Raw genomic sequence first — 16189 nt, 5'->3', positions numbered from 1 at the left:
CTGCGGCAGCGTTGCCCGCAGCTTGAACCGCGTGCCGCAGGCGCAGCCAAAAGGGATGGGAGCGGACGGCCTGCGTGAATTTTGACGAAATTTGCTTCTAGCCCAATACCTGATTGCGCTAGCAGCTATCAACTTCATAAAGAAGCTATCCCGCTTCCAGTATTCGCCCCTTGTGACCACGCCTGTGACGGCGACCTCTTGGGGCGCGCGGCTGCACCGTAGAGTGCAGACGCTTTGTGCTCTGACTTGCGGCAACCTGTTTGAACGAAGCGCGTCAGCGCGAAGTGAGTTTTGCCGCACAGCAACAAGAGGTTGAGGGCGCAGGTTGCCCGCAGGCGAAGCCGGAGGGTCGTGAGCAGTAGGGCTGGCTCTTTGCCTACTTTCTGGCAACAGAAAGTAGGTCGGCTGGCGGGCCGAGTCCCGCCCTCGGAAAGCAAATCAGGCAAGCGGCTGAATCAAGGACACAAGCCAAATCAGCCTCTAGCCCAATCTCATCAAGCGCCACCAGCTATCAATTTAAAAAGCATCAATCCCGCTTGGGACTGAAGTCATGCAGCACCTCGCCCGCATTGCTGAGCAACAAAGTCGGCGTCATCGCATCCGAACGCAGATAAAAGCCCGACGCCAGCGCATCCGCCGACAGGTAGCTGCCGCCACGTGTGATCTGGGGTAGCTGCTCTATGTTGCGGCTCCAGACGGGCTGGCCGGTGGTGAGATCCAGCAGTTGCAGCACGCGGCCCTGGTCGGTGACGGGGGTGGTGTTGAAGACGATGAGCACGCGCTGGGCGTTTTGCGCCAGCACCTTGCCGCGATAACGACTCTCCACGGGAGAGACCAGCGTGAGCTGGGTCACGCCTGATTCCTGCAGTGTTTTTTTGCCCACCACCCAGTCGCTTCCCAACGGCAGATAGTCTTCGGGCAGTGCTTTGACTGTGTCTTCGCCAGACGCTATCAGGCTGAGCGCGGGCAGTTTCTGGTATTCGTCCTTGCGCACTTTTTGGGCATAGCTCACCAGCAGGCTGGGTGAGACGGCATTGGCGGTGCTGATGCTGGCACCAGTGAGTTCCGCAAAGTCAAAGTGCTTCTGGGTCTCGGTATAGCTGGCAAACGGTCGCTTGTGAAAATCCAGAAACAGCGCCGCCAGGGGCAGAATCTGGCCGCTTAGCCAGAACACGTAGTAACGCTCGCCGCTGTTGTTGGTCACGATGAAAGCATCGGGCTTGTCATCCCCAGCCAGCTCGATCTTGGAAATGCCGGTGCCCAGTTGCGAGGTGTGGCGGTTGATGAGTTCGGTATCTATGCTGACAAACTGGGCGCTGGCCGGGTCCAGTCGCAGCAGTTTTTGCGCGTTCATGACGAGATACACGCTGCCATCCGAGAAATGCGCGAGCTGCGGATCTTGCGAAAGCGTGGTGCGCAGGTAGCTCAGTTGCTGGGGCTCGCCCTGCTTTTTTCCGCTGTCGAGGCTGTTGACCAGAATCTGATACAGATCATTGCGGCCATCGTCTTTCTCCATCACGCGCACCACGTTGAACTGACCGGCAGGTGCCTCATACACGGTGGAGGCCTGCAGGCGCCCGAGATCTGGCTGGGCGGGTTTGAAGCGGGCGATGGCGCTCCAGATCATGGGCAGCACCAGGACCAGAAGAGCTGCCCCCGCAATCGCCAGCGCGATGTATTTGAGATTTTTGAGGCTGTCGAACTGGCCCGCATCCATGCTGTGGATGACGCGCATTTCCTTGGGCGCATTGTTGTCGCTGAGAACAAACTCGGCACCGCAGTTCTTGCAGGCATAGAGGTTGGGCGTACCGTCAACTTTGGCACATTGGCCGGCACCGCATTGCGGGCAGGCAAGGCTTTTGATCTGTATGGACATGGCCGAGTAAAGCTCTCTGAATAAACAGCGTTGTACCAAATGCGGCCCGATTACCGCCGTGACTGAGACGAGGGCCGCGAATTGTTCATCGCGAAGTCGTGCACGATATTGCCGTCGTTGTCGACGATCAGGCCCGGCAGGCCGGCATCGGCCGCCAGATAAAAGCCCGAGGGCAGTGCGGTGCCCACGGTGTACCGACCCCGGCTGCTTTTTGCCAATGACGGAATCTGCTCGGCGGTGCGGCTCCAGACGATCTGGTGGGTGTCTTTATCCATGAGCTGCAGCACACGCCCGTCTTCACCAGTCGGCGTGGAGTTGTAGGCCAGCAGCAGGCGCTTGTCGTTTTGCGCCAAGATTTGGGCATCAAAGCGCAGCGCCAGGGGCGCAATGGCTTCGATCTTGACCAGCCCACGGCTGATTACGTAAGGCGACACGGAATAACCACTGCCCACATCGATACGTTTCATCCGGCGGTCCAGGGCGGCATCACCGCTTCGGGGATACAGCTCGAAGTAGCCCTGATACAAGGGCTGGCCTGGCTCGGTTTTGGCCCAGTATTGAATGAGCTGATAGCGCGTAGAGGTCCCCGAACCCACGGGTCCGAAGCGGTAGAACTTGCTGGTTCGGCTGAAGTTTTTCACCGCTTTTTCGTAGACAGCGCCAAAGTCGTCATCGGCACGAATCTGGTTGATCAGCCAGTACACATAGTATTTTTTGCCTTCGCGGGTCACGGCTTCGAAGCTGTCTGGATACGCATGAAAAGCGAACTTCAGCTCGGAGAGGCCCGCGCCCAGTTCTTGCCCAAAGCGCTCAGGCAAGGTGCTGGTGATATCGACAAACTGCTGCGCACCGGCATCAAAGCGCATGAGCTGACGCTCTTGCAGCACCAGATACAGCTGGCCGTCCGAGAATTGCTTGAACTCCCCCCGCCCGTTGCCCGGTGCGAGGCTCAGGCGCAAAGGCTCGGACAGGAGCTTGCCGGTCTGCATGTCTGTCGCCCGGATCACAAAGTTCGCGGTGTCGGCGTTGCGGCTCTCGTACAGCTCGATAAAGCTGATCTTGCCGCCGTTGTCAAAGACGGTGGCCTGCAGCAAGCTCCCCATGCTTTGCGCTTTGACGACGGGCGCTGGGCTTTGGCTGCGCAGCAAGGGGGTGAGTAAGACGGCGGCAACCCCCATGGCCACGACCGCAGCCAGCCAATGGCGCTTGCGCCCTTTTTGCGCCGCCTTGCCCCGGGAGCCCCCGGCAACCGTCTGCTCATATCGCTGGCGGTCATTCGGCTCCCGCGCATCCGCCCTGGAAATCGCAAACTGCGTCTTGCAGCTGGGGCATTCGTACTTGTCCGCTTCGCCGGCCACAGGCTGGCCACCGGGGGTGCCGCACTGAGGGCAAAAAATCAGAGGCGTCTTGATGTTCATGGTGCGTTTATCGATAACGGGCATTCAAGTGCGCCAACCGGCGAACCCACAAAGAGGGCGTGGCGTGCAGGCGCATGCTGATGTTTACCGGGGCCCACCGGGATGGCTGCTGGGGTGGGGGCCTGTGCTCCCTCGTCCCGCAGTAAAGTCGTAAAGCGTCTGACCCGCGTTATCGATGTACAGCACAGGCGCCACATAACCGTTGCGCAGGTAAAAGCCACCCCGCACCCCATCCGCCTGTAGCTGCACGCCACCGATTCGCGACGCCAGCTGTGGAATGCGGGCCAATGCCTGCGTCCAGACCACTTTCAGCGTCTCACGGTCTATCAGCTGCAACACCTGAGCATCGCCACCTCCGTTTTGCAGGCCCTGAGAATCAAAGGTCACCAGTACATGACTGGGATTGGTGGCCAGCACCTCACCATGGATACGCGGCTGTACAGGCGTCGCGGCCTCGACCGCCAGCAATCCGGGCGTTGTCGCATCCTGCGCACGCCAAGCCAGCCCCTCAGCGATGGGTTGCAGGGCATCGCTCTTTGTCCCGCGACTCCCGGGATTCCAGCGGTAAAGCGATGGCTCGGGCCGGTACACCATCTGCCCGCTGACGCCTTTGTTCACATAGCGCACAAGATAGGCGGCCCGGGGGCTGTCGACACCACCGTTTGAGTGCTCTTTGGCCATGGGCGCAAAGCCGTATCCTTGAGAGTTCTGCGTATAGCTCGACGCGGCCTGCGCATAGGCTTGTACTGCTTGGGATTGCTCCAGAATCTGCCGGGCAGGCCAGTTCACATAATAGGTCTGGCCATTCTGGGCCCGCACCCGCAGCGCGTCTGGCCACTCAGGGCCTTGGTGCTCCATGCTTTCGATACCCGAAGGAATCAGCGCAGAGATAGAGGGTGTTAGGTCAAAAAACTGCTGCACCTGCGGGTTGAATTGCAGCAACCGGCTTTTTTGCAGCAGCAAAAACAAATCGCCATTGGCATAGCGGCGAAACTGCGCCCAATCTGAATGCGAGTTCAGCGGAAAACGGAATTCCTGCGGCACGCCCAGACGCTGGCCGCTGTTGAGATCATTAATGACCGTCTGCAACACCCGCTCGCCACCGCCACCCGCAGATGTGGCCTCTTCACGCTCAAAAACGCGAATAAAGCTCAGTTGCTCACCTGCGTCATACAGCGTGGTGCCGGCAATCGGAATCTCTTTGTCGGAGAGCTTGTCAGAGGAAGAGCTCGTGAGGTACTGGCTCAAGCCCAGTCCGGCCCACCACAACAGCGCAGCGGCTACAGCAAACGCTGCCAGCCACCCCGCCCAGCGGCCCACAGGGATAAAGGCTGCGACCGAATGCCGGCCATTGACGTCGATGGTGACACGCTCCATGCGCATGCTTTGCCTACCCGGACCGTTCTCAAAATTGAAGCGTGTTCCGCACTGGAGGCATTCATTCCAGCCGGGCCGGTCAGGCAAGGCTTGGCGTTCGCTGGATTCGCAGTGAGGGCAGGTTGTGTCGGGAGGAAAAATCATATGGCGGGTGTCCACCAAGCAGAGGGAATACAGACAAGCTTAATCGGAGCCACTGAAAGTCCTCCTCCCAAACTCGCAGCCAGTCCTTTTGCTGAAACGGGCCAGCAGCGCATCCAGCGCGCTCACTTCCTGTAGCCACTCGCAGACGAAGCTGAAATGGCCTTGGCGAAAAGGCAAGGTTTCTGATCCAGCGTTAAAGCGTTCCGTTTTCATGGGTGCAGCACCCGCCGATAGAAGAAGGCACACAGGCCGATAAAAAATGCCAGGCCCAGCCACATGGCCGCAGCGAAGGACTCGCCCACCAGCGCCAGCGGCGCATCTTTGCCGCTAAAGCCTATCAGCGCGGCAATCACAATGCCCATCAGGCTTTCGCCCACAATCAGGCCCGATGCCAACAGCAGGCCGCGCTCTTCGGCGGCGGCAGTCCACACATGGCCTGCGCGCGCGCCATAGGAACTGATGGCCCGCTGAATGAAGAAGCCCAGCAATGCGCCAATGGTCAATGTCAGGCCGATGGTGGGCGGCAGATAAATCCCAAGACCCACCGCCAACGGCGGCAGTGCGCCCTTGCCACTTTTGCGCAGGCTGACATCGGCCACGATGACGATCAGACCGACCAGCACGCCCAGGCCCAGCATGGCCCAGTCCAGCGAGCCTTCAAAAATGCCGGAGGCAATTTGCAGCATCAGCGTGGCCTGGGGTGCAGCCAGCGCCTGGCTGGGGTCCATGCCCTCGCGCGGCAGGCTGCCCGCAAAACCATAGGCGTTGTAGAGCAGATCCAGCACCGGCGGAATCACCAGCGCGCCCACCACGCAGCCGATGATGAGCACCAACTGCTGACGCCAGGGCGTAGCACCCACCAAGTAGCCGGTCTTCAGGTCTTGCAGGTTGTCGTTGGAGATGGATGCCATGGCCAGCACCACCGAGACCATGAAGAGCACCAGCGCCACGCCCATCTGCCCCGAAACTGAGCGGGCAAACGCAGGCACCAGTGCATGCAGGCCCAGCAAGGTGCTGGCCATCAAGATGGTGGCAATGATGCCGATGCCCGAGATGGGACTGGCCGACGAGCCCACCAGACCCGCCATATAACCGCAAGCCGCAGCGACCAGAAAGCCGAACACGGCGGCAAACAGCACGCACAGCAGGCTGAGCCACAAGCGCGGCTGACTGCCCAGCTCGGGCATGTGCTGCTGCAAAAAGCCGCTGACCACAAAGTACAGCACGGCCAGCGCCACCAGACCGATGGCCAGCATCCAGCTGCGCGGCATGTCCTTGTCGGTATCACCACTCTCGGCGGACACCTCTTTAGCGCCATGCGCGCTCTGGTGGCGAATGGCCTGAAGAATGGGCCGCGCCAGCGTGCCCACCGTCCACAGAGCCGAGACACCAATCACACCAGCACCCAGAAAGCGGGCCTTGGCGCTCCACAACTGAGTGGCCAGATCACTGATGTCCTGGCCCGCAGCCGGGCTGGCATGCGCCGTGAGCCACGGGACCACCAGACCCCAGCACAGCACCAGCCCTGCGAGCACGGCGATCCCCGCGGCGGCCCCCATCAGGTAACCCGCCGCCAGCAGTGCGGGCGAAAAGCCTGCCGCCACACGAAAAGCCACGCTCCCCGCCGGAATCCAGAAATTGAAGGCATCGCCCAGAAGACGCAGACCACCACTCAAAAAGGCAAACAGCGCCGCCAGACCCGTGCCCCAGCCCAGATCACGCAAACCGCTGGAGCGCGGAGCGGAGCTCGCCATGTCTTCGCCCTTGTGGCGCTGTGCATCGCCAACGCGCAGCACCTCGGCAGCGGCCACGCCTTCGGGGTAAGGCAGGTCGGACTGCACCACCATCACCCGGCGCAGCGGTATGGTGTAGAGCACGCCCAGTGTGCCGCCTGCCGCGCAGATCAAGGCCGTCTGCCAGAAGGGAAACCCCGTCCACAGGCCCAGCATGAGCAGTGCGGGCAGCACAAAAATCACCGACGAGAGCGTGCCCGCCGCCGACGCCTGGGTCTGAACCAGGTTGTTCTCCAGAATATTGGAGTCCTTGAAGCGGTACAGCAGCGCCATGGAGATCACCGCCGCCGGAATGGCGGAGGCAAAGGTCAGCCCCACTTTGAGGCCCAGGTACACATTGGCCGCCGTAAACGCCAGGGTGATCAGCGCTCCCAGAATGACGCCACGCAGTGTGAATTCACGCATAGAGTTGATTTTTTGATGACAACAAAAGCAAGAGCAGGCAAGCAGCAGTCGCTGGCACCCGCCCCGTTCAGCGCCCTTTTGCAGCAGAGCCCGCCACGCCAAGCGATTGCGGCCTTGCATGCAGGGGCCACCCAAGACTATCAAATAGCCGCTCAGGCTTCATGTGATCGTTAGCTCACAAACGATGTAGCCCATGTCTGAGTCCTGGCCGTCGCTGTGCCCAAGGTCCAGAGCCTGATACATCCGCCGGATCCTCATCACTCACAAGGCTTCAGAGCGGAAGCAGCGCTTGCTCACACCATTGCGCGTCAAGCTGCGGGATCATGTGTAGCCCAAAAAATAGGCACTTCAGGCCTCAACCCCTTATGGATCAATCGCCTGCAGCTATAAAAAAGGAAGCCTGAGCTTCCTTTTTGGGAGAGAGCAGTGCTCAGTCGCTCAGAACAGAACGCGGCAGCGGATGGTGCCGGCAATCTGCGAGAGCTTTTCCAGCGCCAGCGCAGACGATTTGGCGTCGATGTCGATCACCACATAGCCCACCTTCTCATCGGTGCGCAGGTACTGACCGGCGATGTTGATGCCGTTGTCGGCAAACACCTGGTTGATGGCCGAGAGAATGCCGGGGCGGTTCTCATGCACATGCAGGATGCGGTTGTTGCCAGGGTGCTCGGGCAGCGCCACTTCGGGGAAGTTGACAGCCGAGGTGGTGGTGCCGTTGTCACTGTACTTGACCAGCTTCTCCGCCACTTCCAGGCCGATATTGGCCTGTGCCTCCATGGTGGAGCCGCCGATATGCGGGGTGAGAATGACGTTGTCCATGCCGCGCAGCGCAGACAGGAATTCATCCTTGTTGCTCTTGGGCTCGACCGGGAAGACATCAATCGCCGCGCCCAGCAGCTTGCCGGACTTCAGCGCTTCAGCCAGCGCATCAATATCCACCACCGTGCCGCGCGATGCGTTGATGAGAATGCTGCCGGGCTTCATGGCGGCAATCTGCGCCGTGCCCATCATGCCGTTGGTGGATGCCAGCTCGGGCACATGCAGGGTGACGATATCGGCCCTGGCCAGCAAGTCATTGAGCCCGCTGGACTGGCTCGCATTGCCCAGTGGCAGCTTGGTCACCACGTCGTGGAAGATGACCTTCATGCCCAGGCCTTCGGCCAGCACGGACAACTGCGTGCCAATGGAGCCATAGCCCACAATGCCCAGCGTCTTGCCGCGAACCTCAAAGGAGTTGTCGGCGCTCTTCTTCCAGCCACCGCGGTGGGCCACGGCGTTCTTTTCAGGAATGCCACGCAGCAGCAAGATGGCTTCAGCCAGCACCAGCTCGGCCACGGAGCGGGTGTTCGAATACGGAGCATTGAAGACCACCACACCGCGCTCACGGGCGGCACCCAGATCGACCTGATTGGTACCAATGCAGAAGCACCCTGCAGCGACCAGCTTGTGCGCAGCGGCAAATACATCGGCCGTGAGCTGGGTGCGCGAGCGGATGCCGACAAAGTGCACATCGGCAATCTTGGCCTTCAGCTCCTCGCCCTCCAGCGCGCCGGTCAGCGCTTCGACATTGGTGTAGCCCGCGTCGTGCAGGACTTTGAGTGCGGAAGGGTGAATTCCCTCGAGCAGCAGAAACTTGATCTTCGATTTATCCAGCGATGTCTTGCCCATGATGTGGCCTCCAGTCCTTCAAACCCTTATTACAGCGGTTTCAGAATTTCGTTACAGCAACTAGGTGCATCGTCTGGCGATGAGCGCGCCTTACCACCCCTGTTTTGCACATCGGCCTGAGGCACCATGGCCTGCTGCGCTCAGAAGCTGGTAACAAAATACGACGTTCTGATTCATTTCCTAAAATTCCAGGCATTCAACGCTTCCAATTTCATAGTTGCAAGCGCTTACGCCACAAGCTTTTGAAAAGGATTTATTGCCTATGTTGACCCTCTTGCGCCGAGCTGAGGACTTGTTGATACAAGTTCTGCGCCTTGTGCTTCTGGCCTTCTCCGTCTTCGTCATCGTCGGCATGGGCAACTGGCTCTGGGATCACTACCAACCCAAAAAACTCGATGCAGCCCTGGCCACACCCACGGCGCTGAACTGGAAGGACGCGCCCTATGACCTCAAGTTCATGGAGGATGAAACAGGCCGCGACCTCAGCAGCCTGAGCAATTCGACACCTCTGGAAAAGCATCTGGCCGACCCCGCCCTGCGCCCGGACTTCCAGAAGGCCGACGGCCTGCTGCGCGGCTTTATCTACAAAGATACCGCTGTCCGCAAACGCATTGAGCAGGAAAATTCCAGCCAGGGGCTGGAGCCCATTCACCCCCTGCTCAAGGGCGATGCCATACCGTCTGCTGACGAGGTCAACCGACAGATCAAGATGCGCGAAGCGCGTGAAAACGCCTGCTGCGACAAAGACGCAGCCGATGCAGCCGCCGCCGAGGTCGATGCCGCATGGACGGCCCGCCGCATCACCCTCACCCGTGAAGAGCGCCTGGCCCGCGCCGCAGCGCAGGCGGCTGACGATGCCGCTGCGGCGATCGCTGCGGAGGCCATGAACGAGCTGCTGACGGACGCCGTCAACCTGGCCTCTGAAATCAACGACCGCGCACAGGCGGCCGAGATGGAGCATGGCGAAGGCGCTTATGCAGCCTATATCAAGGGTCTGCCTGCGGCGCTGCAAGCCGTATTGGGCAACGAGAAGCTGGCGAAAAAACTGCAACAGCAACCGGCAGCGCAGATTGTCAGCACCTTGCTGACCAACTACACGCTGTCGTTTGACCGCACGGCCATGAAGATTCGCGGCGACAACCCCGATGCCGAGAAGTGGGACTTTCTGGGCATTGACACCGCATTTGCCACCATGCTGATCTCCTCCCTGGTCATGGTGATGATGGTGCTGGTGATGATCCGCATCGAGCGCCACATGCGCAGCACCAGCGCGCAAGCTGGTCAAAAGTCCTGATCTCCTGACTCCAGCACACAGACTGGAGCTTGCGCTATGGTTTCAGGCCCGCTCTTCCTGCGAGCGGGCCTGTTTCTTTTTCCGGATATCACCATGAGCACCACACGTACAAGCACCGCCCCCGTCCAGCCCCAGTTTTTGGAGCGCATGTCGCCCCGCGCCTTTGTGGCTGAGCCGCTGAGCACCGCCCAGATGGAGCAACTGGCAGAAGCCGCCCGCTGGGCTCCTTCGGCCAGCAACAAGCAGCCCTGGCACTTTGCCTACGCCCTGCGCGACGATGCCAACTGGCAGGCTTTCTCGCAATTGCCCAATGAATTCAACCGCCGCTGGTGCCTGAATGCGGGCGCGCTGATCGTGCTGCTGTCGGACAAGCAAGCATCCGCCAAACACAGCTTTGATGCGGGCTGCGCCTGGGGCTATCTGGCGCTGCAGGCCCACTCCATGGGCCTTGCCACACATGCCATGGGCGGCTTCTCTGCCGATGAAGCCCGCACGGTGCTGGGCCTGCCAGAGCATCTTGTGCCCGAGATCGTGATTGCCGTCGGTCGCCGTGCCGATGCCTCCGTCCTGCCCGACGATCTGCGCGAGCGTGAAGTCCCCTCACAGCGCAAGCCACTGACCGAAGTGCTGAGCGCCGGAGCCGTGCCCACAGCCGCTGCCGCCTGATACAGACACGACAGGTACATCTCTGCACAAAGCACCACAGCTCGCCCTGTGGCGCTTTTTTGTCAGAATTAGCGCATAACAACTACACATTGCGCTGAAAGCTATCATTTTTGATAGCTAACCGCTCAAAGATATGCCCTTCATTCAAGCACTGTGGCAACGCCTGGGTCCTGTGGCCTCCCGCGCATCGTGGAAGGAGCTGATTCGCTCCTGCATCGGCGCGGGTCTGGGACTGGCTCTGGCCGGCATGCTGGTGGGCATGGTCGATCACTTCCTGCCCCACGCACTTTTCCTGTTCGCGCCACTGGGGGCGACTGCGGTGCTGGTATTTGCCGTGCCCAGCAGCCCGTTGGCCCAGCCGTGGAACTGCGTGGTCGGCAACACCGTGCCAGCACTCTATTCTTTGCTGCTGCTCTGGGCGTTTCCCACACTCTCCCAGACCTCAATGGCCGCACTGGCCGTGGGCGGAGCCATTGCCATCATGCTGGCCCTGCGTGCGCTGCACCCCCCGGGCGGCGCCGTGGCCTTGCTGACGGTGCTTTCTGCCGAGCAATTGCTGCCGATGGGCTGGTATCTGCTGGTGCCCATGGCCGCACTCTCGGCGGTGCTGGTCGCGGTGGGCGTGCTCTACCACCGCGCCTGCGGCCGCCCCTATCTGCACCAGCCACACCAGGTCGCCAAAGCCCAGCGCCCAGCCACGCGACTGGCACTGAGCGAGCAGGATCTGGAGCAACTGCTGCAGCGCTTTGACCAGAGCAACAACCTCTCGCCCGAAGATCTGGGTGTGATGCTGGCCGCAGCCGAAGAAGATGCCATCAAGCGCCGCATGAGCGCCGTGAGCTGCGGCGAGGTCATGTCTGCCAAGCTGGTGAGCGTGAGCCCGCAAACCCCGCTGGAAGAGATTGCCGAGCTGTTTCACCGCCACCTGGTCAAATGCCTGCCCGTGGTTGATGCGCAGGGCGAGCTGATTGGCCGCGTACTGCGGGCCGACCTGTTTGACTGGTTGTGGCAAGGCCACCGTGCGCGGCAGCAGCAAAACCTGTGGCAACGCCTGCGTTCCAAGCCAGCGAAAGAGCAATCCGTGGCACAGGATTTGATGCGCGCCCCCGAGATGAGCGTGCAGGAAGCCACGCCCTTGGGCGATTTACTGCAAGAGCTGGCATCGCACACCGTACAGTTCATTGCTGTGCTGCGGGGCAAGACGCTGGTGGGCGTCATCACCCGCTCTGACGTCATTCGCACCCTGCTCTCGCTGAATCATTAGCCCTCTGCGCAGAGTTCCTCTTGCCCTGCACGACTTGCTGGCTAAACTGTGGAGCGTAGAGCTTTGATTGCTGAAAAAGGAGTTGCTGCCATGGACGCTGTGTTCACCCCCAACCTCGACAAGCTGCGCAATATCGTGCAAAGCTTTGGAGCCCATTCCTTCACCGCAACGCAAGTCGCTACAGAATATGAAGGCAGCGCTGCCAGCAGCGAATCCATCAAGACATTTGAGGAACTACTGGCCCGCCATGCCGCAGTGCTGGGCATTCAGCCAGTGCCCGGCAACCATGCGGTCTGGCTCGCTGCCTGAAACCCCTGAAGAGCACTTCAGGCATACCCACTTCGGTGGGTATTTTGTTTTCTGAAGATGGGTACATCAAACAGCTGGGCTAAAGTGCCGCGCCATGTCGCTAATTCCTCTTTCCCTGTGGTTGCCACTGTCCCTTGGTGCCTGCGTACTGCTGGTGCTGTCTTCCATAGGCTGGCTGTGGCGCGCGGCCTTGCGCACGCCCGCTAGCAGCCGCGACGGGCGCAATATGCGCACCATGGCATCCATCGCCAGTGCGGGCTTGCTGCTGTGGCTGGGCTACGGCCTGCTCACCAGTTACCGCACGCTATGGCAGGCCGATGCACTGATGCTGATGGCGCAAGCTCCGCTGCTGGTGCAAGCGCCTTTGATCGTCGGAGGAATCGCCTGGATTGCAGCCCTGCTGCTGGGTCGTGTGATGGCCATGCACAAAAACGGCCACGAGGACCAGGACTGAAGCACCTCTGTAGCGCCTCAATCAATGCATCAGTGCGAGCGCGGAGCGATCGGCGATTGCTGCTCACTCCATAGCTTGCGCAGCTGCTGCAGCTCGGCATCAAAGCGCTGGTTGATGCGCTGCTTTTCCTCATCCTGCTGCTTGATGAAGCGCTGCTGATCTGCCTGCGTTTCGGTGTTGTCATCCAGCTGGCGGCGCAGGTTGGCGGGAGCCTTCTTGGGGTCGTTCTGGTAGAACTCCAACTCGGTATTGAGCTTGCGGCGGCGCTCTTTCAGCTCGACCTGTCGCTGCTGGGCCACGCCAATCACATCATCGACCTGGCCTGCGGCCTCGGCTCTGGCGGCATCATGCGCGGCCTGATTGGGGTAGCGAGCCAGCATGGCGCGATCACGCGAGCGTTCTTCACGCATGCGCGCCTGCTCCGCCTGCTCCTGGCGGCGTTTGGCGTCTTGCGCATTGCGCTCCTGCTCTGTGAGAGTAGGAGCGACGCGGCGCAGCTCAACGCCGGTGTTGCCAAGCACACGCTGCTCACGGTCAACGCAGGAGGCAATGGGCCTGTCGGCAGTAATGCGCCGCCCACTGGCATCCGTGCAGGCGTAGATACCGCCGGTACTGGCTGGCGCCTGGGCGTAAGCGGGCATCGCCCCGGCCCAGACGGTAGCTACCACATACAAACCCAGTTTTGCATGTAACGCCTGCTTCATTTGCCTGTTTATTCCTTGTCGTCTACACCGTAACGCTGGCGGTAGGCCAGCACGCGCTCATGGTGTTCACCACCGGTATCGCTGCCTTGCTGCTCAAGATAAAGCAACAAGTCTGCCAGCTTGGCAATCGCGCACACCTGCATACCCAGCTGGTGGCGCACATATTGCACAGCGCTATGGGCCACGTCCTGACCGTTCTCGGTCGCCATTTCCTGGCGGTCCAGAGCAATCGCCACGGCATGGGGTTCGGCACCAGCGGCCTTGATGATAGCAATGGACTCGCGCGCAGCGGTGCCAGCCGACATCACATCATCAATGATGAGCACACGACCTTTGAGAGGGGCGCCCACCAGCGTACCGCCTTCGCCGTGGTCCTTGGCTTCCTTGCGGTTATAAGCGAAGGGCACGTTCTTGCCCTGACGCGCCAGTTCCACCGCCACGGTTGCGGCCAGCGGAATGCCCTTGTAGGCGGGGCCGAAGACCATATCAAACTCCATGCCGCTGGCCAGAATGGCTTTTGCATAGAATTCAGACAGAAGAGCCATCTTGGCCCCATCGTCGAACAGACCTGCATTGAAGAAGTACGGGCTCAGACGCCCGGCCTTGGTCTTGAACTCACCCAAACGCAGCACGCCCGAATCAACGGCAAACTGCACAAAATCCTGCGCCAGACGGTCTGCACCGTCCAATGGCTGCTTATCTACCACCATGGATTCATCCTTGTTCAAATTAACCAGCCTCAACCTCAACGGTATCCGCTCTGCAACGACCAAAGGCGTACACGCCTGGATCGAAGCCACTGCGCCGGATTGTATTTGCGTCCAGGAAATCAAGGCCCAGGCCCCGGATATGGCCGGGCGTTTCGAGGTGTTGGCCGGCATGAAAGGCTATTTCCAGTTTGCCGAAAAGAAAGGCTACTCAGGGGTGGGCGTTTACACACGCCACGAGCCCAGTGATGTCATCGTGGGCTTTGATGCCGAAGAGTTCGATGCCGAGGGCCGCTATGTCGAAGTCCGCTTTGACACGCCCAGCCGCAAGTTCTCCATCATCAGCTCTTACTTTCCCAGCGGTAGCTCGGGCGAAGAACGCCAGGGGGCCAAGTTCCGCTTTCTGGCCAAGATGCACGCCCACCTGATGGCTCTCAAATCCGAGCGTGAGTTCATTCTCTGCGGCGACATCAACATCGCCCACCAGCAGGCGGACCTGAAAAACTGGCGCGGCAACCAGAAAAACAGCGGTTTTACGCCCGAAGAACGGGCGTGGATGACAAAGTTGTTGCACAAAACTGAAATTACCGGTGGTCTGATTGACGTGTACCGTCATTTGCAGCCCGACACCACGGACGCCTGCTACACATGGTGGAGCAACCGCGGCCAGGCCTATGCCAACAACGTGGGATGGCGTCTGGATTACCACCTGGCCACGCCGGCCACGGCCGCGCTGGCGCGCACCGAATCCATCTACAAGGGCGAAAAGTTCTCGGACCACGCGCCCATCACCATTGGCTACGACATGGCGATCTGAAGCAGCAAGCCAGCGCCAGCACAGACTTTGCCAGCAGGTAAACGACACATGCACGGGAACTTGCTTTAACGCAAGGTGCAACAGTTCATCCCATGAGAGCATGAGTTGTACTGGGTTTGCAGCCTTTCTTTTGGAAAAATGAAACGCGGAACCCCAGTGGCGAAAGCGCCCAACAGGCTTCCCGTTTTGCATTTAAAAAAGGAATAAGTAATGAAGAAAATCCTGATGACCCTGGCCCTGTGTGCTGCTGGCGCTCTGAGCGCGCCCGCCATGGCGGCAGGCTGCGAAACCGTGGTGGAAAGCAACGACGCCATGCAGTTCAACGTCAAGAACATCGATATGCCCAAGTCCTGCAAGAAATTCAGCGTGACGCTCAAGCATGTGGGCAAGATGCCCAAGACCGCCATGGGCCACAACATCGTGGTGAGCACCGCTGCTGATATGCAACCCGTCATCAACGACGGCATTGCCGCTGGTGCAGCAGCCGATTTTGTGAAAGCTGGCGACGCCCGCGTGCTGGCCCACTCCAAGGTCATCGGCGGTGGCGAAACCACCAAGTTCGACATCGATGTGACCAAGCTCAAGGCGGGCACCGACTACGCCTTCTTCTGCTCCTTCCCCGGCCACGTGGCGCTGATGAAGGGCACTCTGAAGCTGGGTTCTTAATCTGGCTTTTCGCTATTGATACAGAAGCTGCAAGCAATTTATTTGCATAGATTTCAGATGATTTTCATGCTGAAACTCTTACAGAGAAAGCGCGAGCAGATCTGATATCAGGAGCACGTATTTCTTTTTTCAAAGCGCTGGTGACTGCCTCACCAGCGCTTTTTTTATGTTCATTCCATGGCCGACGTCAGCGGCCGGTTGGTCACCACATGCTTCATCACCAGCGTGGACGTCATGCGTAGCACGCCGGGCAGACGGGTCAGGCGCTCGTCATACAGCCGCTGATAAGCGGGCAGATCGCGCACCACCACCTGCAGCAGATAGTCAGGGTCGCCAAACAGGCGCTGGGCCTGAATCACGCTGGGTAGCTGGGCCACGGCTTCCTCAAACGCGGGCACGGATTTGCTGTCCTTGAGCGTCACAAACACCAGCGAGGAAAAATCCAGCCCCAGCGCCGCAGGTGCCAGCTCGGCCCGGTAGCCGCGGATGACGCCCGTCTCCTCCAGCGCCCGCACACGGCGATGGCAGGGCGACAGGCTCAGGCCCACCTGCTCGGCCAGTTCGGTGACCGTGAGGCGGCCATCATTTTCCAGCGCAGCAAGAATTTTTCGGTCCAGCGAGTTCACG

Annotated in this window: 16 protein-coding genes; 7 read left to right on the top strand and 9 right to left on the bottom strand. The window is 60.2% G+C overall.

The features are described 5' to 3' along the window. Window positions 1-526: 526 nt before the first annotated feature. From HF327_RS02105 to serA, 6 genes are all read right to left on the bottom strand, one after another. The gene (locus HF327_RS02105) at window positions 527-1876 is read right to left on the bottom strand and encodes a hypothetical protein (RefSeq protein ID WP_169106657.1); all 1350 of its coding nucleotides are present in this window, start codon (window positions 1874-1876) and stop codon (window positions 527-529) included. 50 nt (window positions 1877-1926) lie between these two features. Beyond that, window positions 1927-3318 carry a hypothetical protein gene (locus HF327_RS02100; RefSeq protein ID WP_169106656.1) on the bottom strand — a complete coding sequence of 464 codons (1392 nt, stop codon included), beginning with the start codon at window positions 3316-3318 and terminating at the stop codon, window positions 1927-1929. Between the two features lie 60 nt (window positions 3319-3378). Beyond that, entirely contained in the window at window positions 3379-4671 is a 1293-nt protein-coding gene (locus HF327_RS02095; protein WP_169106655.1) for a hypothetical protein, read from the bottom strand. A 183-nt stretch (window positions 4672-4854) separates the two neighbouring features. Next, window positions 4855-5028, bottom strand: a complete 174-nt coding sequence (locus HF327_RS02090; protein WP_169106654.1) for a hypothetical protein — start codon at window positions 5026-5028, stop codon at window positions 4855-4857. Continuing rightward, a complete protein-coding gene (locus tag HF327_RS02085; RefSeq protein WP_206764304.1) occupies window positions 5025-7013 on the bottom strand; it encodes an OPT family oligopeptide transporter in 1989 nt (662 codons plus the stop codon). The genes HF327_RS02090 and HF327_RS02085 overlap by 4 nt, the downstream gene beginning before the upstream one ends. Window positions 7014-7451: 438 nt before the next feature. After that, window positions 7452-8681, bottom strand: a complete 1230-nt coding sequence (gene serA / locus HF327_RS02080; RefSeq protein WP_169106653.1) for a phosphoglycerate dehydrogenase — start codon at window positions 8679-8681, stop codon at window positions 7452-7454. Window positions 8682-8943: 262 nt separating this feature from the next. Between serA and HF327_RS02075 the strand changes: the two genes are divergently transcribed. The 5 genes from HF327_RS02075 (at window position 8944) to HF327_RS02055 (ending at window position 12668) form a co-directional block, all read left to right on the top strand. Next, window positions 8944-9975, top strand: a complete 1032-nt coding sequence (locus HF327_RS02075; protein WP_169106652.1) for a hypothetical protein — start codon at window positions 8944-8946, stop codon at window positions 9973-9975. 93 nt (window positions 9976-10068) lie between these two features. Beyond that, a complete protein-coding gene (locus tag HF327_RS02070; protein ID WP_169106651.1) occupies window positions 10069-10641 on the top strand; it encodes a nitroreductase family protein in 573 nt (190 codons plus the stop codon). Window positions 10642-10774: 133 nt separating this feature from the next. Continuing rightward, window positions 10775-11905, top strand: coding sequence for an HPP family protein (locus HF327_RS02065; protein ID WP_236024005.1), 1131 nt, complete (start codon window positions 10775-10777; stop codon window positions 11903-11905). 90 nt (window positions 11906-11995) lie between these two features. Continuing rightward, entirely contained in the window at window positions 11996-12214 is a 219-nt protein-coding gene (locus tag HF327_RS02060) for a hypothetical protein (protein WP_099740087.1), read from the top strand. Window positions 12215-12308: 94 nt separating this feature from the next. Then, window positions 12309-12668 carry a hypothetical protein gene (locus HF327_RS02055; RefSeq protein WP_169106650.1) on the top strand — a complete coding sequence of 120 codons (360 nt, stop codon included), beginning with the start codon at window positions 12309-12311 and terminating at the stop codon, window positions 12666-12668. Window positions 12669-12697: 29 nt separating this feature from the next. Here HF327_RS02055 and HF327_RS02050 read toward each other — a convergent pair whose 3' ends face one another. After that, entirely contained in the window at window positions 12698-13372 is a 675-nt protein-coding gene (locus HF327_RS02050) for a DUF4124 domain-containing protein (protein ID WP_169106649.1), read from the bottom strand. A gap of 8 nt (window positions 13373-13380) precedes the next feature. Then, complete coding sequence (gene pyrE, locus HF327_RS02045) at window positions 13381-14082, bottom strand: orotate phosphoribosyltransferase (protein WP_169106648.1); 702 nt, start codon at window positions 14080-14082, stop codon at window positions 13381-13383. A 10-nt stretch (window positions 14083-14092) separates the two neighbouring features. Between pyrE and HF327_RS02040 the strand changes: the two genes are divergently transcribed. Continuing rightward, a complete protein-coding gene (locus tag HF327_RS02040) occupies window positions 14093-14896 on the top strand; it encodes an exodeoxyribonuclease III (protein ID WP_169106647.1) in 804 nt (267 codons plus the stop codon). A gap of 210 nt (window positions 14897-15106) precedes the next feature. Next, window positions 15107-15562, top strand: a complete 456-nt coding sequence (gene azu, locus HF327_RS02035) for an azurin (RefSeq protein ID WP_169106646.1) — start codon at window positions 15107-15109, stop codon at window positions 15560-15562. 170 nt (window positions 15563-15732) lie between these two features. Here azu and HF327_RS02030 read toward each other — a convergent pair whose 3' ends face one another. Next, on the bottom strand, window positions 15733-16188 hold the full coding sequence (locus tag HF327_RS02030; RefSeq protein ID WP_169106645.1) for an Lrp/AsnC family transcriptional regulator: 456 nt from the start codon (window positions 16186-16188) through the stop codon (window positions 15733-15735). Window position 16189: the final 1 nt, after the last annotated feature.

The sequence above is a fragment of the Comamonas suwonensis genome (genome assembly GCF_012844455.2).
GTDB classification, from domain to species: domain Bacteria; phylum Pseudomonadota; class Gammaproteobacteria; order Burkholderiales; family Burkholderiaceae_C; genus Comamonas; species Comamonas suwonensis.
This window is presented reverse-complemented; position numbering and strand designations above follow the sequence as displayed.